We start from the raw sequence: 18450 nt of genomic DNA, 5'->3' as shown, positions 1-18450 counted from the left end.
GCCAATAAATCAGGGAGATGTTCACATGAAATTCTCAACTATACTGCTGGCTTTGGCAGGAGGCGCGATCACCTTCGGATCCAGTCCGGCTTCGGCGGAAAAACTGACCTTCGGCCTCGCCTCGGAAACAACATCAATGGACCCTTATTTTCACAATGTTGGTCCGAACAACGCGCTTTTACTGCACATCTACGACCGTCTAATCCGCCAAGACGAACGTCAGCAGCTGAGCCCCGGTCTGGCCCTGTCCTGGAAACCCATCGACGATCTGACATGGGAGTTCAAGCTGCGCGAGGGCGTCAAGTTCCACGATGGCACCGACTTTAACGCCGACGACGTTGTTTGCTCGTTCGAGCGGGCGCCGAACGTCCCCGATTCGCCCTCCAGCTTTGCGACCTACGTAAAGGGCAAGTCGGTTGTGAAGGTTGACGACTACACCGTCCACTTCAAGACCGAGACCCCTTATCCGCTGATGGGGAATGATGTTTCAACCGTGGCCATCGTGTCGGATTCAGTTGGATGTGGTGCAGCCACAGCCGACTACAACTCCGGCGCGGCCGCCATCGGAACAGGGCCTTTTATGTTCGGAAGCTACACACCAGGCGAGTCGGTCGTACTCAAGAAAAACCCGAACTACTGGGACGGCGCAGCAGAGTGGGACCAGGTGGAGTTCCGACCTATCGCCTCGAACCCATCTCGTGTCGCGGCGCTGCTGGCGGGTGATGTGGATGTGATTTCCGGCGTGCCGACCACCGATATTGTCACACTCAGAAACAACGATGCGGTTGAGTTGCACCAAGGGCCGTCGAACCGAGTGATTTATCTGCACTTGGATCAGTTCCGCGAAAACTCGCCCTTTATCAAGGCGCTGGATGGCAGCGACATCAAGAACCCGCTGCTGGATGTGCGCGTACGCAAGGCGATCAGCAAAGCGATCAACCGTGATGCCATTGTCGAACACGTGATGGAAGGTGTCGCTATTCCGGCAGGGCAGTTGATGCCAAGCGGTTTCTTCGGTGTTTCCGAAAACCTTCAACCGGAAACGTATGATCCCGATGGTGCCAAGGCACTGCTGGCCGAGGCCGGCTATGGCGACGGCTTCCAGATGACGATCCATGGGCCTAACGACCGCTATATTAATGACGCCAAGATCGCCGAGGCCATCGGTCAGATGCTGACCAGGGTAGGTATTCAGATGTCGGTCGAAACCATGCCACGCTCGGTTTACTTCAAACGCGCTTCGTCCGGTTCACCGGAAGGCACTCCGGAATTCAGCTTTATCCTCGTTGGTTGGGGTGCAGGATCGGGCGAGGCATCTTCACCGCTAAAATCTTTGATCCACACCTTCGACAAGGAAAAAGGGTTCGGTTCCTCCAACCGCGGGCGTCATTCCGACGCGGCAATTGACGCGGTGATAGAGGAAGCGCTGGCCACTGTCGATGATGCAAAACGGCAGGATCTTCTGGCCAAGGCCACGGAAATGGCTATGGAGACCCAGGCGATCATCCCGACCCATTTCCAAGTTAACACTTGGGGTACACGCAAAGGCCTGTCCTACATCCCGCGTACAGACGAGTATACGGTTGTGATGAGCGTCAAAAAAGACTGACAAATTCTGAAACGGGCCGCAGACGATTAGCGGCCCTTTCGTTTTAGCGGTCAGGAGAGGACGAATGTCCACATTCATTATTCGCCGTCTGTTGCAGGCCATCTTGGTAATGGCGTTGATGTCGGTCATCGTATTTTTCGGCGTCAACGTGATCGGAGACCCGGTCCACATGCTGGTCAGTCCAGAAGCCGATCAGGCTGAGATCGAAGCGGCAATTCGGCGGCTTGGGCTGGATAAGCCAATCTGGGAGCAATATCTGCTTTTCGTCAAAAACGCCATGCAAGGCGATCTAGGAAAGTCCTTCATCTTTGGTGAACCTGCGCTAAAACTCATCTTTCATCATATGCCAGCAACTCTTGAACTGGCCTTCAGTGCATTATTCCTAGCGGTGCTTATCGGTATTCCCCTGGGTCTTTTTGCAGGGTTGAACCCCGACAGCCCCATCTCTAAGGGGATCATGGCCGGGTCGATCTTCGGTTTTTCACTTCCGACATTCTGGGTCGGACTGATGTTGATATTGGTCTTTTCCGTGGAACTTGGCTGGTTGCCTTCGACTGGGCGTGGAGAAACCAGGTCTGTCTTGGGATTTGAGACGAGCCTCGCGACCGTCGATGGGCTCAAGCATATCATTTTACCCGCACTCAACCTTGCACTGTTAAAAATATCACTGGCAGTCCGGCTGACCCGCGCGGGCGTGCGCGAGGCAATGGGGCAGGACTATGTTAAATTCGCACGCGCTAAGGGGCTATCGACCAACCGCATCATCTTTGTCCATGTCCTGAAGAACATTATGATCCCGGTAGTCACGGTGATGGGGCTTGAATTAGGCAGCCTGATTGGCTTTTCCGTGGTGACTGAAAAGATCTTCGCCTGGCCCGGCATGGGCAAACTGTTGATCGACGCGATTCTTCAGCTCGATCGGCCAGTCGTCGTCGCCTATCTCATGATCATCGTTGTGTTCTTCGTTCTTATCAACATGATCGTCGACATTCTTTATTCGATCCTCGATCCGAGGGTCCGCTTGCAGGATCAGGGCGCATGACCGATATGACCGCAGCCAAGCCCGCTGTCCGGGTAGAGACACCGTTTCAGCGGTTCCGTGCGGAATTCTTTGAAAGCCGGATCGCAACAGCCGCACTAATCGTGTTCAGCTCTATCGTGGTGCTGGCGCTGCTGGCACCTTGGATTACACCGCAGAATCCTTACGATCTGGGGCAGGTTGATGTGTTGGACGGGCGCTTGCCACCGGGTTCGGAGGCTTTTGCCGGTTACACTATGTGGCTCGGCTCGGACGGGTCCGGGCGCGATCTTTACTCCGCCATACTTTACGGGCTGCGCATTTCCCTGTCGGTAGGAGTGGCATCGGGGATTATCGCGTTAGCGATTGGCATGATGATCGGGCTTATAGCCGCCTATATGGGCGGGCGCATCGAGGCTGTGATCATGCGGCTTGTGGACCTGCAACTGTCCTTCCCGGCCTCGCTGGTCGCTTTGATGCTGGTAGCGATCCTGGGCAAGGGCGTGGACAAAATCATTCTGGCTCTGGTTGTCGCACAATGGGCCTATTACGCGCGTACTGTTCGCGGTACTGCGCTCGTCGAGCGGCGCAAAGAGTATGTCGAGGCCGCGCAATGCCTTGGCCTGTCGCAGACACAGGTCGTGTTCCGGCATATCTTGCCCAACTGCTTGGCCCCGTTGATTGTCGTTGGAACCGTGCAGACCGCACATGCGATTTCGCTGGAGGCTACCCTGTCCTTTCTTGGCGTAGGATTGCCTCAGACCCAGCCGAGTCTTGGCGTGCTAATCGCCAATGGATTCGAATATCTTCTGTCGGGCCGCTACTGGATATCCGTCTTTCCAGGGCTGGCGCTGCTAACCACCGTGATGTCGATAAATCTGGTGGGTGACCATCTGCGCGATGTCTTAAACCCGAGGTTAAAAAAATGAGCGCCGTACTCGAAGTCAACGGCCTCAAAACGCATTTCTTCACCCGGGCCGGTGTGGTCAAGGCCGTCGACGGTGTCGATTTCTCGGTAAGCAGCGGCGAGATAATGGGACTTGTCGGCGAAAGCGGATCGGGCAAATCCATCACCGGGTTTTCCATCCTCGGCCTGATCGACTCGCCGGGACGTATCGTCGAAGGTTCTGTCAAGTTTGACGGAACCGAAATCGCCGACGCGCGCGAAGAAGCACTCAAGCAATTGCGCGGCAACCGGATCGCGATGATCTTTCAAGATCCGATGATGACGCTCAACCCGGTCCTGCGTATCGACACGCAGATGATCGAAGCGATCTTGGCGCATGAGAAAATCGACCGGGCAACCGCGCGCGAACGCTGTCGCGATGCGCTTGGCCTCGTCGGCATTCCCTCGCCAGAGGAGCGCCTGAACGCCTATCCGCACCAGCTTTCCGGTGGTATGCGCCAGCGCGTGGCGATCGCCATCGCGTTTCTGAATCGGCCCCGATTGATTATCGCGGATGAACCGACTACTGCGCTCGATGTCACGATCCAGGCGCAGATCATCCATGAGGCACAGAAGCTGACCCGCCAAACCGGAACCGCGATGATCTGGATCACCCACGATCTTGCCGTGGTAGCGGGGCTGGCCGACCGGATTTCGGTTATGTATGCGGGCCGGATCGTTGAGCAGGGCGAAACCGACGACGTTATCGACCGCCCGCGACACCCCTATACGGTGGGACTGCTCGGGTCAGTGCCATCGGCCAACAAACGCGGCCAGCGGCTCTATCAGATCGAAGGCATGACACCGAACATGCTGGCGCTTCCGCAGGGATGCGCTTTTGCCCCCCGTTGCACCCGTGCCAGCGATGAATGTAAAACCGCGCCGCCTATCCAGAAAAGCGGCGGCAGCCGCATCCGGTGCTTTCATCCCTTTGGCGAGGGAGGCCGGGCATGACTAAGCCAATTCTGGAAATCCGAGGTGTCTCCAAAAGGTTCTCTAAGAAGCTTGATATTGCGGGCCGTCTGGCGCGCAGATTTGGCGCTGCCATCTCCGAAGAAACCGTTCACGCGGTGGACAATGTCGACCTCGATATCGCCAAGGGCGAGGTCCTGGGCCTTGTCGGCGAATCCGGCTGCGGAAAATCCACGCTGGGCCGGGTTGTGGCGGGCATTCATCCCGCCAGCGATGGCGCTTTGCTCTATGAAGGGCGCGTCATCACAAAGAAGCGGTCCGACAAGGCGGCGACGCTGGCCATCCAGATGATTTTTCAGGACCCATTCGCCAGCCTCAATCCTCGGATGCGGGTCGAGGATATCATCGGTGAGGCGCCGCGCCTGCATGGGCTGGTCGCTGCTGCAGAAATTCCTGCCTATGTCGATGACGTCATGCGCAAGGTGGGGCTCGACCCAACGCTGAAGAAACGCTACGCGCACCAGTTTTCAGGCGGCCAGCGACAGCGGATCGGAATAGCCCGGGCGCTGGCGGTGAAACCCGACTTCTTGGTCTGCGACGAGGCGATTGCGGCTCTTGACGTGTCGATCCAGGCCCAGGTTATCAACCTTTTCATGGATCTGCGCAAAGAACTGGAGCTGACCTATCTCTTCATCAGCCACGACCTCAGCGTGGTTGAACATATCGCCGACCGCGTAGCGATCATGTATTTAGGACGGATCGTCGAGATCGCAGCGACCGAAGAGATTTTCGCCGATCCCAAACACCCCTACACAAAGGCGCTTTTGGCCGAGGCCCCGCGCCTCGATCAGCGCAAGCGAGACTTCACTCCGGTCAAGGGCGAAATTCCCTCCCCGCTGGATCCCCCGCCGGGATGCCATTTCAACCCACGCTGCCCGATGGCCAATGACAAGTGCCGCGCCGAGCGTCCGCAACTGGAAGAAATCAGTCCAGTCCGCGCGGTGTCCTGCCACCACTGGAGAGACGCATGAACGAATTTGTCCGAGTCGAGCACCCTTCCGGCACCCCGCTGCCAGTGGTATTCGACAGCCCGCATTCTGGATCAGTCTATCCTGACGATTTCGGCCATGCACTTGACCGTATGGTCCTGCGACGTTCCGAGGACGCGCATATCGAAGAGCTATTTGCTCATGTCACCAAACAGGGCGCGACGATGGTTCATGCGCTCTTTCCGCGCTGCTATATAGACCCGAACCGAAACGAGGACGATATCGACCTTGACATGATCGACGGGGACTGGCCCGGGCCGGTCAACCCGAGCGCCAAGACAATTGATCGCGGCGTTGGGTTGATCTGGAAGAAAATGCGGGTTCAGGGCGCTGTCTATGACCGAAAACTCTCGCCTGCCGAGGCCGCAGGACGAATTAAAAACTACTGGCGACCCTATCACGAAACGCTGCGTCAGCAGCTAAATGAGGCGGTTGCTGCCCATGGTTTTGCAATCCACATCGATTGCCATTCGATGTCCGGCATGGGTGACGCCGAAACCGAGGACGGCGCAGTGCAGCGTCCGGACTTCGTGATTGGCGACCGCGACGGTACCACCTGTGCGCCAGAGGTGACCGCCTGCGTCGTGGAGGTTCTGCGGGACCTGGGTTATTCGGTGGCCGTCAACTACCCCTACAAGGGTATGGAGCTTATCCGCCGTCATGGGCGGCCACATGAAAACCGCCACGCGATCCAGATCGAAATCAACCGGAGCCTCTATATGGACGAAGGGACAATGGCAAAGACCGAGGGATTTCTTGCCCTGCGGCGTAATCTGGAAACACTGACCGGGGCAATCTGCGCACTCTGCGACACCCTGCGCGAGGAAAGAGCGGATGCGCAGTGACGGCAACACATGAGATCCTCAACCGGCTGATTGCTTTCGATACGGTCAGCGCCAACAGTAACCTGGATCTTGCCGCCTATGTCGAAGCTTATCTGGCAGACCTTGGCGTCACCTGCGACCGGGTGCCCAACGGGACCGGTGATAAGATCGCGCTGTTGGCCAGCATTGGCCCGACCCGGCCAGGCGGTGTCGTCCTGTCAGCGCATACCGATGTCGTGCCCGCCGAAGGACAGTCTTGGACCCGCGACCCCTTTGCGCTGACGTTCGAAGAGGGCCGGGCCTATGGGCGCGGGACCGCCGACATGAAAGCCTTTCTGGCCTCGGTGCTCGCCGCCGTACCACAGCTTGTGGCCGCCAATCTGCAATCGCCGGTCCATCTAGCTTTTTCTTATGACGAAGAGGTCGGCTGCGCCGGAGTCCAACCGCTGATCGCCCATATGCTGGACCGGGGCCTTGCGCCCGGCGCCTGTATTGTCGGCGAACCGACAGGCATGACACCGGTCACGGCTCATACCGGCAAACAGATATTTACCTGTACCTTCAAGGGCACGCCAATGCATTCCTCGCTGTCTCCTCGCGGCGTCAATGCCATCGCCGAAGCAGGGGAGGCGATTGCCCGTCTTAACGATCTCTCCCGCGAGTTGCTCACAGAGACAACCAACGACCTTCGCTTCCCAATTCCCCATCCCACCATCAATTTCGGCACCATCGAAGGCGGCAAAGCCACTAATATCGTCGCCGAGGATTGCGCCTTTGTGATCGAATACCGCTATCCGCCGGGCACGTCCCCGGATCTTCTGCGGCGCGCGCTCGAAGGGCTTGGCGATCGCGATCCGGCGCCGCAGGTGACAGAAGTAGTCTCCTATCCCGCTTTCACCGCACCAACCCGGTCGAAAGCACTAGAGCTTGTCACCGGCATCGTCGGCACAAACGCCACACTGGCGGTCAATTACGGAACTGAAGCAGGGCATTATTCCAGCGCGGGCATCGACACAGTAGTCTTCGGGCCCGGCGATATCGCTCAGGCGCATCAGCCCGACGAATTCATCACTCTGTCACAGCTTGACGCCTGCGACCGGTTTCTCGCCGGGCTTTGTGACGCGTTGTCCCGAGGAGATTAAGGGCTTGGTGCATGACATCCTCAGAGCGGGGAGTCTCGACGAATTCGCGAGCGCCGCCGCCGCGCATCCCCAGATCACCTGTGAAGCCGAGACAGAACCGGCCCGCGCAGCCATTGCCGATACCATTGCTTGTATGATCGCCGGGCAAAGTGACCCCGCGACGCAGGCGGTTTTGCGCGCGCTTCCTGCAGGGACGGCGGGATTGTCGTCGGTTTTGGGCCATGCCCAAAAGCTGAGCGCGGAACAGGCGGCGATGGTCAACGGCACGGCGGCCCATGCGCTCGATTTCGACGACAATTTCCTACCTGCGGTCACGCACGCCTCCGCAGTTCTGGTTCCTGCTCTGCTGGCTCTGGGCGAAGAGACCGCGGCCACGGGCGCCGATTTGATCGACGCCTATGTCATCGGCTTGGAAGTGCAGGCCTGGCTCGGGCGACGGATGAATCCCGACCATTACCGCGCCGGATGGCATGCTACCTCGACCATCGGTGCGATTGGTGCGGCTGCTGCCTGTGCCCGGCTGCTGCGGCTGGGAGACGAGCCGTTTCGCAATTCGCTCAGCATCGCGTGTTCGCTTGCGGGCGGATCGAAAATCCAATTTGGCACTATGACCAAACCGCTGCATGCCGGGCTGGCAGCTCGATCCGGGATTCTGGCCGCAAATCTCGGCCACGCCGGAGTGGAGGCCAACCCGGATCCGATTTTCAGCGAATGGGGATTTATCCACCACCACCATGGGCATGGTCGTACCGATCTTCCCGTGCCACATGCGTTGTCCATCGCATTGGACGGGCTTGCCCAGAAACGCTTTCCCTGTTGCGGTAGCGCGCACAGAACGCTAGACGCTATCATCGAAATACGCGCGCGCGAGGGGTTCGCGGTCAACGACGTAGATCGGGTTGAAACCGTCATACCCGATACGAATTACCGAAATCTCCGCTTTGAAAACCCGCAAAACGAGAAAGAGGCGCGCTTTTCCATGACCTATTGCGCCACGCTGGCGCTGCAATATGGTGAAGTTCGGTTGGCCGATTTCACCCCGGAGGCCATCTGGCGCCCTGAATTACGCGCAACTATGCAACACATCAAGATGCGTGAGGCGAAAAAGACGTCATCCGCGGAGACCGATATCTGGAACCGCCCAGCATACACTTGTGTCCAGCTCAAGAGCGGGACACGGTTCGAGATGAACGTCCTAAACCCAGTGGGCACTATCTCGGTCCCATTTACGCCCGAACAGGAGGTCACGAAATTTCAGGACTGTATCGGATCCCGCCTATCCGCAGATCTGCTCAAGGAACTCCACGCGACGTTGAACAACCTCTCAGGCCAGGAGATTAGAGATTTGATGGCGTTGCTTGTCCCACAATAACGGGTTCCGAAGGTGTAGACGCCTCCAAGATGTTTGTAAAATTCATAATGGCACAACGAGGCAAGCGGGCGACGTCTACTCCTATAGAACCAATATGCTGCACTAATAGAGGTCCAATGCGAGACCGCCCTACTCTGCACAGAGCCGGACACAATCCCAACACGTCGAAACTGCGCGCTTGTTGACGTATTATCTCGTACGTGGCTCTATTCAAGAACGTTGGGCTCCACGGTTTTACGAAGTCTCGTCGCACGTTCTGGCGAGTTAGTATTGAAAACCAAAAACTTCTGAAACTGAGATTTTAGGAACTTAAGATGGCAAGCGAAATTGCCCTTGAATTGACAGTAGAATCTATTGGCCTAAATTTCCAAAACTGGCGGCTCTTGAGCCTTCTGTATCTCGAGTTTGTTAACTTGACCCCGTCAACCGTCTTGGCCGAGGTTGTTGATGGGGTGGTGTATGGCGTCTGAGCCTTGAGGTTTGACCACGTTCCCCAGCAAGCCAGCACCGTCTCTCTTCATCGTTTCGGACAGTCGCATATGGCCGGTCAGATCAACGGATCAGAAGGAAGAGGGTATAAGCAAAGTAATACAGGCGTCAGTCATCGGAACCGATGTCAGCCGCGATTGGCTGGATCTTCACTGCCTGCCCGATGGTGAGCGCTTAAGGTGGTCAAACACCGCTGATGGTCACAAGCAAGTTGTCAAACTGACCATGTCGCAGGATGCGCTCGTTTGTTTCGATGCCACTGGTGTACAGTAATGGCGACTATGGGCCGCGTTGGATGCAGTGGGTGCACCCTTAATCGGAAACCGCGACTGCTCAAAGTCGAGATAAGGCGCCATTTCACGCAATTCATCGAGGTAGACCAGCCGCGCATCGTCGCCCTGAACCAGCATCGAATTGCCCCGCCGCGCTGCCGTGTCGAACTGCCCGTCCGAATGCAGCAAGCTCAGGATACCGCGTTGCGACAACATCACGTTATAATTGAGCTCCTGCTCTAGGTTTTCCCAGAGTTTCAGCGAGTGGGAATAGAACTCCGAGTTGCCGGGCAGGAAATAGTTGGCGCGTATGATCGTGGTATTGCGCCCGATATTGCCGCTGCCGAGCCAGCCCTTTTCCAGCACCGCGACGTTTGTGACCCCATGGTTTTTCGCCAGATAATAGGCCGTGGAAAGGCCATGACCGCCGCCGCCAATGATGATGGCGTCATAGCTTGGCTTCGGGTCCGGGTTGCGCCAGTGCGGCATCCAGCCCTTGTTACCTGTCAGCCCCTCTCTCAGGATGCGTAGTGCGGAAAACTTCATTTGCTTTCGACTTTCAAGTGTGCGGGCGTCATGGTGGGCACATAAGTGGAGCGGTTACGAAATCAGGAAGACTTTAGGGCCGTAACCTCGATTTCCACCTTCAAATTCGGTTTCGGCAGACCCGAGACAACCAACGTTGCCGCTGGCCGGATAGCATCGAATTTCTCTTTCAGAACCGGAATAACCTCGGGCGCATGGCTGTCGGCGGTCAGGTAGTAGACAGCCCGCACCACGTCCGAGAGCGCAAACCCCGCTTTGTCCAGAACCGCCTCGATGGAGGAAAAGCAATTGCGCGCCTGCGCTTCAGCACTTTCGGGCATGTCGCCGGTTTCCGGATCCACACCCGTAATGCCAGACACAAAACACCACGGACCCTGCACAACAGCCCGGCTAAAGGCAGCAATATCTTCGGCGGGCGAATTCATCGAAATGTTTTTTCGTTCCAAGGCTGAATTCCTTCAATTGGTCAGGGTCGCACGATTGGCTGTCACTATTGAAATTGTTGGCGATAAGCGAACAGCCCAGGTGCGCCGCCTGTATGTAGAAAGATGACGCGCTCATCAGAGGCGAACCTACCTTGTCGAACATAGTCTACCAGTCCCGCCATGCCCTTGCCGGTATAAACTGGGTCCAGCAAGATACCTTCGGTGCGAGCGGTAAGTTCAATGGCCTCAATAGTTGAAGCGGCCGGGATGGCATAACCTTCTCCGACATAGTCGCTGTTTGTCAGGACCAACTTTTCGCGGTCATGCGCGGTATGACCAAGTAAGTCCAACGTCTGCTCCAGCAGGGATTCGACAATCGTTTTCATCATCTCCCGCGGTTTACTAACGCTCATGCCATGCACCGGCAAATTCAACCCGGCGAGCGATATCCCTGCCAACAACCCAACCTGCGTACCTGCGCTGCCCGTGGACATGACAAGATGATCAAAGTCCGTGTCCAATTGAGAAATCTGGTTGATGAGTTCATGGGCACAGGAAACATACCCCAAAGCCCCGATCGCATTTGATCCTCCAACCGGAATAAAATATGCCGTTCGCCCCTCGTCAGAAAAACGCCGCATGGCGGCATCAATTAAGGCTTCCATATCCGCATCCGCAGGCAATACCTCACTGGTAGCGCCGACAATACGATCCAGCAATGCGTTGCCGTTTCCGAGGTATTCCGGCTCTGAGGAGCCAAGGCCGTTTTCAAGCAAAAGATGACAATCAAAGCCAAAACGTGCGGCGGCAGCAGCGGTCTGCCGGGCATGATTGGATTGCACCCCGCCTGCGGTTATCAGAACGTCAGCCCCTTTGCTTTGCGCATCTGCAATCAAGAACTCGAGTTTTCGGGTCTTGTTTCCACCGAATGCAAGGCCCGTGCAGTCGTCACGCTTAATCCAGATTTCAGGTCCGCCCAAGGCGGCGCTCAGCCGAGGTAAGTGTTCCAATCGCGTCGGCGCATGCACGATGTCGCATTTTGCGAAATGGGCAAGACTGTAGAATTGATCTGTTACGCTCAAGGTTTCAGTCATCATTCCTTTTGTCCTCCCGCTCCTGCTGGTTTCACTCAAACCCTACTATCAACCATGTTGTAGAGCCTCGTGCCGAGTTCGTAATAGGCGGCGCGAACATTGCGCCAGCTCTCGACCCGCACTTGTTTGAGCGGCAAAGGGAAATCCTTGATCGACCCACCCTGAACAAGGTCTGCACAGGTTTTCCCTATGACTGTTCCGGGGCCAATGCCGCGACCGTTATAGCCGATCGGTACTGTCAGTCCCGGTGCGGGCTGAAAAACTCGCGGAAGGTGGTTGTCGGTAAAGCCCATCTGGCCAGACCACCAAAATTTCCATTCCTGCCCCTGCAGTTGCGGGAAAAGGCGATCGCGGACGCGCGTTGCCCAGTTTGTCCGCAAAGAACGCCCATCACCTGTCATGCGGCCCGCGCTGCACACGATGTATCGTCCGGCGTCGTCGATGCGAGACGAAATCATCGTCTTGCGCGTGTCGAACAGCCCATTGCGGCGCGGCGAAATTGATCCGGCAATATTGTCGGAAAGCGGCCCCGTCGCAGCCTGGAACATGAAGACCGGCACAGTGGCGTTCCTGATCTGTGGCAGGAAATGGTCGGTATAGGCGTTAGTGGCAACAATGACCTGTTCGGCTCTGACAGAACCCCGCGCTGTTTGCGCGGTCCAGCGATTGCCTGTCAGCGTTAGGCTCTGCACCGGGCAATTCTGATGGATCGTGGCTCCTGCACCGAGTGCTGCCCGCGCGAGACCCCGAGCGTAGGACATCGGCTGGATTGTACCCGCGCGTGGGTCGAAGACAGCGGCGTGACGGTAGACTTTTGAGCCGGTCATCACTTGAAGATCGCTGCCTGTTATTAGTTCGACCGGCAAGCCGAGCGAGGCCATCTGCGAGTGGCGATCCTTGACCCACTGCACTTTCGACCGGGCATGTGCCGCCTGCAACATACCGTTACGTTTGGCTTCGCAGTCGATCTCGTACTTGTCGATGATCGAAAACACCAGATCGGGAGAGTTCGACAGCGCTGCGTTCAAGCGCCCTCCCGCCTGCTTGCCCAACTGTTCCTCAACCTCGTTCGGCAAGAGCCAGACGCCGGGATTGACCAGACCGGCATTGCGCCCCGACCCGCCATGTCCGACTTCTTGCGCCTCCAGTACAATGGAGCGTACACCAGATTCACCTAGATGCAGCGCTGTTGAAAGCCCGGTGTACCCGCCTCCGATTATCAGGACATCCGTGTCCAAATCGCCTGCGAGAGCTGGTGTTTCCACCTGTGGACTGGCAGAATATTCCCAAAGAGAGTTGTGGTGTTTTTCGACGTCTGCCATTGGATCTGTCCGAAGGTTTCCGTTGTTTTGATTTGCCTAGTCTTCCTTGACTGGAACCGTATAGCCAAGGGCTAGTCGGCCGCCGTCAATGTAGATTGTCTCGCCCGTGATATAGCTGGAATAGTCACTTGCCAGATACAGCGCGACATCCGCGACTTCAGAAGGTTCACCCAATCGACCGAGTGGGGTGCGCGACAGGATTGCCCCCTTGCCATGCGGGTCTCTTGACAGGGCATCGGCCAACATTTCGGTGCCAATTGATCCAGGGCCGATCGCGTTGACACGAATGCCTTCGGGGGCAAGCCGGATCGACGCAGCTCGAGTCAATTGGGCAAGCGCCCCTTTGGACATGGAATAAGCCAGCTGATTGGGCAAGCCCACAACCGAGTTAACCGAAGACATGTTGATTATGCTGCCCTTGGTGCCGGCCTCGACCATAGCACGTGCGGCTGCCTGCGCCATCAGGAAGGCTCCGCGCACGTTGACGCTGAACACGTGATCAAAACCGTCAGCATCCAGATTTAGAATGTCGCCAGCATGTACAACACCAGCATTGTTGACCAGCACGTCGAGCTTGCCATTTGCTGCGATTGCATCCGCGACGAGCTGGGCGCAGTTTTCCGGTTGTCTGACATCAGCCACAAAGCAAGCAACCGTGCCATCGCCAAGAGACTTGAGCGTATCCAGAGCATTCGAGCATCCATCAGCATTGATATCCGCAATCGTTACATTGGCGCCGTGTTCGACAAAGGCCTTTGCACAGGCAAGGCCAATTCCCTGCGCACCGCCGGTAATCAAAACATGTGTGCCTGCAAAATTCATGCGATTTGCCATCTCGTTCTCTTTCGTTTTTAGGCAGATGCGTCGGCGCGCAGCCGCGCGGTTTCCGCCTCATTCACCTTCAGATCTTCGTACAATACGACACCGTAATCCCGGGCAGCGGTGTCTATGGTGATGAAACCAAGCCGCACGTCTTCGACGACGTAGGCCGGGTCGCGTTCGAATGCCGCCCCATATCCGCCACCACCGGGCGTCTTCAGCACCAAGCGTTGCCCGGCAGGAATGACCTGTTTTCCTTTGACCCGCTGTTGCGTACCGGTCGAGCTAACCACTTCGCCGGGCAAACCCATGCCACCATCTGCCCTGCCGCGAGGAGGGTTGTTTACCCTGTCAAACATTGCGGAAAAGGCAAAGGCATCCTCCGAGCGCAGCGATGCTTCGATGATCTGGCCCGCGCCGCCCCGGAACTTGCCCGGGCCACCTGAATCCTGACGGAAATCCTTTCGCCAGAGCACGATAGGGGCCATGGTTTCACTGATTTCGACAGGCACGTTGCGAATACCGCTGGGAAACGCCGTGCAGTTGAGGCCGTCCTTGGTCGGGCGCGCGCCGGTGCCGCCGGTGTTGAACATGGTGATGGTGAACTCGCCAGTTCTGGCGCCGTTTTCGGGCGCATTCATCAGGATCGGTGCCCAGATGCTCGATGTGCCCTCGGCCGGCGCCATACCCTCCACAGCCTGATGCAGGCAGCCATAGACGACATCCGGCAACATCTGACCAATTACGTGGCGCGCGCAAACCGCGCGCGGTGGCCGTGCGTTGACGATGGTGCCCAGGGGTGCCGTGACCTCGATCGCGCCCAGCGATCCCGCATTGTTCGGAACCTTGTTCCCGATGACGCAACGCAGACCAAAGGAACCGTAGGCCTTGGTATAAGACAGCGGCACATTGATCCCATAAGACGACTCGCCGGACGTGCCATCAAAGTCTATTCTGATCTTTTCGTCTTCAATGGTCAGAGTTGCACAAAGCGTTACATCCGCTTCATAGCCGTCTGTTGTCATCGACGATGTCCAGCTCCCGTTGGGCAGTTCGCGGATCGCGTCCTGCATAGCCTTGCGCGAGCTGTCGATGATCATCTGGCCCAGATCCTCGATATCCTCCAGCCCGTATTCGGTCATCATTTCCAGCAGGCGGCGACCACCAGCTTCGTTACAGGCGGCCAGGGAATAGAGGTCGCCCTCGACCTGTGCAGGTTCGCGCACATTGGCGCGCACGAGCCCCAGAAGATCGTCATTCATTGTACCTGCGCGGGCCAGGAACATTGGCGGGATATAAAAACCCTCTTCATAAACTTCGCGCCCGTCCGCCACGAAACCGAGGCCGCCTATATCTACGACGTGGGTGGTGCAGGCGAAGATCGCGATCGGCCGGCCATCCCTAAATATAGGCGTCACAACGGTGAAATCGTGCAGATGACCCGTACCCTTCCAGGGGTCGTTTGTAATCAGAACGTCACCCTGCGTTAGTTCGTTCCAGGCAAAATCCGCCACGAAATGCTTGACCGATTCAGCCATGGCGTTGACGTGTCCCGGTGTGCCGGTCACAGCCTGCGCCAGCATGTCTCCGCTCGTGTTGTAGACACCGGCTGAAACGTCCCCGGCTTCGCGCGTACTTGTCGAAAACGCAGTGCGGATCAGTGTCTGTGCCTGCTCCTCGACCACCGCGATTAACCGGTCCCACATGATCTGAAGTTGGACCTGCTTCATTTGGTCTGATGGTTTCATGCCTCGTCCCCCTGATTGCGGCGGATGTCGATGTAACCAAGACTGTTCAGGGTTGCCCTGAAGTTCTTGGACAGGATCGTTGTGGTTTGTTCCTCGACAATGGCAGCGGGTCCGGTCATGATCTGACCTGGCGTGACTGCGTCACGGTCGTAGACCTGGGCAGTCAGATAGATACCACTTTCAGCGTCGAAAATCTTGCGAGTTCCGATTGTGGGTGCCCGAGACCCTTCGTTGAATTTGGTTTGACCAGTTGCGTGCAACGCTTTGTCGGCGACTGTACGCACGGTCAGTGTCCATGTTAGCGCCTCTACTCCCATAGCGGGAACCGAACGACTGTAGTTGTCTTCGTAGACCTTGTCGAAAACCTTGATCATTCCGCGGAGTTCGTCGGCGCTCATTTCGTGTGTCGGCACTTTGATCAGCAATTCATGCCCCTGTCCGACATAGCGCATCAGTGCGTGGCACTCCTCTTCGGTTTCAACACCTTCGGCACCCGCATGCACAACAGCCTCTGCCTCGGCACGCATGTCGGCGATCATTGCGTTGACCGCATCTGCATCCGGTTCATTCAGCCGCACGTGATGCGAGCGCACCACCTCATAGGCCACTGGTGCCCGCAGGAACCCGACGGCCGAACCGACACCAGCGCCGGTTGGTACGATAACCCGGTCAATCCCCAGCTTCTCAGCCATACGGGACACGTGCATCGGCGCACCGCCGCCAAAAGCCACCATTGTTCGGGTGCTGACATTCTTGCCCGCTTCGATCGCATGAACACGTGCGGCATTCGACATGTTCTCGTCCACGACCTCCCGCATCGCGAAAGCAGCGATCTCGGAGGTCATGCCCAGCTTATCGGCAATGTGAGTGCCGAGGGCCTCATTCGCATTATCAACGCTCAATTTCATCCGGCCGCCGGCAAAATTATCAGCATCAAGATTTCCCAGGACAAGGTTGGCATCCGTCACGGCCGGGCGGGTGCCGCCCAGATCATAGCAGGCAGGCCCCGGTTCGGACCCCGCCGACTCCGGGCCGACCTGCACCCGGCCCATCTGATCGATATGCCCGATGGAGCCACCGCCCGCGCCGATCTCGACCATTTCGATCACAGGGATACGAATCGGCATGCCCGAGCCCTTCATAAACCGGTACTGCCGGTCTACCTCGAAGGTACGCGACATTTTCGGACGCCCTGAATCGATCAGACAGATCTTCGCTGTAGTTCCGCCCATATCGTAGGACAAAACCTCGTCCAGGTTGCATTCCTGCGCAACCTGCGCTGCCAGGATCGCGCCGCCCGCCGGCCCGGATTCGACCAGTCGCACAGGGTACTGGCTGGCCGTTTCGACGGTTGCAAGTCCGCCGCCCGATGTCATCAGGAACAGTGGACAGGTCGCGCCCATTTCTCGCAGCGCCTGATCCAAATTTCCAAGATAACCAGCCATCTGCGGTTGCACGTAAGCGTTGGCGACTGTTGTGCAGGTGCGCTCGTATTCGCGGATTTCCGGCGCAATCGCTGATGATTTACTGATCAGAACGCCGGGTAATTCCTCGCGGAATATAGCTTCGACCCGATCCTCATGCCGACCGTCGACATAGGCATGGAGCAAGCAGATCGCGATGCTTTCAACACCCATCTCGCGGTATTTCGGAACAAGCGCACGGACGCTGCCTTCGTCCAATTCGATCAGGGTGTCCCCGTTTGCCGCTAAGCGTTCGGTCACACCAAATCGCTGGGAACGGTCCACCAGCAGCTTGGGTTTCACGACGTTGATATCATACTGCTCGAAACGGTTTTCGTAGCCCATCTCGATGACATCAATAAACCCTTCGGTCGTAACCAGCACCGTGTTGGCACCATTGCGTTCGATCAGGGTATTGGTTGCGAGTGTCGTTCCGTGAATGATTAGATCAACATCGCCGATGTCGACATTGCCAGCCTCTAGTACGACGTTGATCCCTTTCAGAACACCCATTTCAGGCGCCTGATGAGTCGTCAGGACTTTCCGTGCATATTGTTGGTCCGACGTTTCAAGGACAACGTCTGTGAAGGTACCGCCAATATCTGCTGAAAGCCTGATTCTTCCTTTTGTAGCTTTTGTCATGATCTGCTCTCAACTATCAGGCAGAAGTTTCCAATGAAGCGACCCAAGCATCATATTCCGCGCGGGTTTCTTCATTTGGTGGGTAGGTACCCAGTGTTGGGCGCCCTTGTTCAACAAGAGATGTCAGGAAGCCCTCGAGCCTTTCCTGTTCGGCACCTTCGATGGCAACTGTTTCGACGCAGGCACGCGGCACGACAATGACACCGTCCTCGTCACCGATCAGGTAATCACCCGGAATGATCGCGGCGCCACCACACCCAATCGGCACCTGGTAGTCGGCGCCGTAATGCATTGTGATACTTGCAGGGGCACCAGTGCCATTGCAGTAAATTGGAAGCTTGCCGTCCGACAATTCTCTAGCGTCACGCACAGCCCCATCGGTGATAACCGCTGCACACCCACGCTGATGCAAGCGTAGTCCGAAAATACCACCAACAACACCCACATCAGTGACACCACGCGCATCAATCACCAAAGCTGACCCCTCGGGCACCGTTTCGATGACTTTGCGCGGGGCATACTCCTGATCGCCCAAAATCTCCGGGCGGCTCAGGTCCTCGCGATGCGGTATGAAACGCAGTGTGTAGGCTTCGGCACAGATTTTCCCTTGCGCGGGGTTCAATGCCTTTACACCGCGCAGATAACAATTCCGTATCCCGAATTTCTTCAGCAGAATTAGTGTTGCCGTTGCGCTTGGGACGGTTTTCAGTTTTTCCAGAACCTTTGGCGCAATCGGTGCAAGTGTTTTGTTCATATCC

The 18450-nt window shown here is 57.0% G+C and carries 16 protein-coding genes; 8 read left to right on the top strand and 8 right to left on the bottom strand.

All coding sequences use genetic code 11. The features are described 5' to 3' along the window. Positions 1–25 precede the first annotated feature (25 nt). The 8 genes from Q0816_RS16880 (at position 26) to Q0816_RS16845 (ending at position 8872) form a co-directional block, all read left to right on the top strand. On the top strand, positions 26–1609 hold the full coding sequence (locus Q0816_RS16880; protein WP_298852721.1) for an ABC transporter substrate-binding protein: 1584 nt from the start codon (positions 26–28) through the stop codon (positions 1607–1609). 64 nt (positions 1610–1673) lie between these two features. Next, on the top strand, positions 1674–2651 hold the full coding sequence (locus tag Q0816_RS16875; protein WP_298852719.1) for an ABC transporter permease: 978 nt from the start codon (positions 1674–1676) through the stop codon (positions 2649–2651). Then, complete coding sequence (locus Q0816_RS16870) at positions 2648–3556, top strand: ABC transporter permease (protein WP_298852717.1); 909 nt, start codon at positions 2648–2650, stop codon at positions 3554–3556. Before Q0816_RS16875 ends, Q0816_RS16870 begins: the two co-directional genes overlap by 4 nt. Further along, the gene (locus tag Q0816_RS16865) at positions 3553–4527 is read left to right on the top strand and encodes an ABC transporter ATP-binding protein (protein ID WP_298852715.1); all 975 of its coding nucleotides are present in this window, start codon (positions 3553–3555) and stop codon (positions 4525–4527) included. The genes Q0816_RS16870 and Q0816_RS16865 overlap by 4 nt, the downstream gene beginning before the upstream one ends. Then, complete coding sequence (locus Q0816_RS16860) at positions 4524–5516, top strand: ABC transporter ATP-binding protein (RefSeq protein WP_298852712.1); 993 nt, start codon at positions 4524–4526, stop codon at positions 5514–5516. Before Q0816_RS16865 ends, Q0816_RS16860 begins: the two co-directional genes overlap by 4 nt. Continuing rightward, the gene (locus Q0816_RS16855) at positions 5513–6379 is read left to right on the top strand and encodes an N-formylglutamate amidohydrolase (protein WP_298852710.1); all 867 of its coding nucleotides are present in this window, start codon (positions 5513–5515) and stop codon (positions 6377–6379) included. The genes Q0816_RS16860 and Q0816_RS16855 overlap by 4 nt, the downstream gene beginning before the upstream one ends. Further along, positions 6376–7500 (top strand): acetylornithine deacetylase, encoded by a 1125-nt coding sequence (gene argE, locus Q0816_RS16850; RefSeq protein WP_298852708.1) that lies wholly within the window; start codon positions 6376–6378, stop codon positions 7498–7500. Before Q0816_RS16855 ends, argE begins: the two co-directional genes overlap by 4 nt. A gap of 7 nt (positions 7501–7507) precedes the next feature. After that, positions 7508–8872: an MmgE/PrpD family protein gene (locus tag Q0816_RS16845; RefSeq protein WP_298852926.1), complete on the top strand. Its 1365-nt coding sequence runs from the start codon at positions 7508–7510 to the stop codon at positions 8870–8872. A 689-nt stretch (positions 8873–9561) separates the two neighbouring features. On the opposite strand, the gene Q0816_RS16840 is transcribed toward Q0816_RS16845, so the two are convergent. The 8 genes from Q0816_RS16840 to Q0816_RS16805 all read right to left on the bottom strand — a co-directional run bounded on the left by Q0816_RS16840 (position 9562) and on the right by Q0816_RS16805 (position 18446). Next, positions 9562–10179, bottom strand: coding sequence for an FAD-dependent oxidoreductase (locus Q0816_RS16840; RefSeq protein ID WP_298852706.1), 618 nt, complete (start codon positions 10177–10179; stop codon positions 9562–9564). A 62-nt stretch (positions 10180–10241) separates the two neighbouring features. Beyond that, positions 10242–10625: a RidA family protein gene (locus Q0816_RS16835; protein WP_367180516.1), complete on the bottom strand. Its 384-nt coding sequence runs from the start codon at positions 10623–10625 to the stop codon at positions 10242–10244. Positions 10626–10669: 44 nt separating this feature from the next. Beyond that, positions 10670–11737 carry a D-cysteine desulfhydrase gene (locus Q0816_RS16830; protein ID WP_298852703.1) on the bottom strand — a complete coding sequence of 356 codons (1068 nt, stop codon included), beginning with the start codon at positions 11735–11737 and terminating at the stop codon, positions 10670–10672. Continuing rightward, complete coding sequence (locus Q0816_RS16825) at positions 11734–13020, bottom strand: FAD-binding oxidoreductase (protein ID WP_298852699.1); 1287 nt, start codon at positions 13018–13020, stop codon at positions 11734–11736. Before Q0816_RS16825 ends, Q0816_RS16830 begins: the two co-directional genes overlap by 4 nt. Before the next feature lie 36 nt (positions 13021–13056). After that, a complete protein-coding gene (locus tag Q0816_RS16820) occupies positions 13057–13854 on the bottom strand; it encodes an SDR family NAD(P)-dependent oxidoreductase (protein ID WP_298852697.1) in 798 nt (265 codons plus the stop codon). 17 nt (positions 13855–13871) lie between these two features. After that, entirely contained in the window at positions 13872–15587 is a 1716-nt protein-coding gene (locus Q0816_RS16815; RefSeq protein ID WP_298852695.1) for a hydantoinase B/oxoprolinase family protein, read from the bottom strand. Beyond that, complete coding sequence (locus Q0816_RS16810; RefSeq protein WP_298852693.1) at positions 15584–17692, bottom strand: hydantoinase/oxoprolinase family protein; 2109 nt, start codon at positions 17690–17692, stop codon at positions 15584–15586. The genes Q0816_RS16815 and Q0816_RS16810 overlap by 4 nt, the downstream gene beginning before the upstream one ends. A gap of 16 nt (positions 17693–17708) precedes the next feature. Then, positions 17709–18446, bottom strand: a complete 738-nt coding sequence (locus tag Q0816_RS16805) for a ribonuclease activity regulator RraA (protein ID WP_298852691.1) — start codon at positions 18444–18446, stop codon at positions 17709–17711. Between the last annotated feature and the right edge of the window lie 4 nt (positions 18447–18450).

This window comes from uncultured Ruegeria sp. (assembly GCF_947497005.1).
GTDB lineage: Bacteria > Pseudomonadota > Alphaproteobacteria > Rhodobacterales > Rhodobacteraceae > Ruegeria.
The sequence above is the reverse complement of the archived record's forward strand: the minus strand, read 5'-3'. Positions and strand labels throughout refer to the sequence as shown.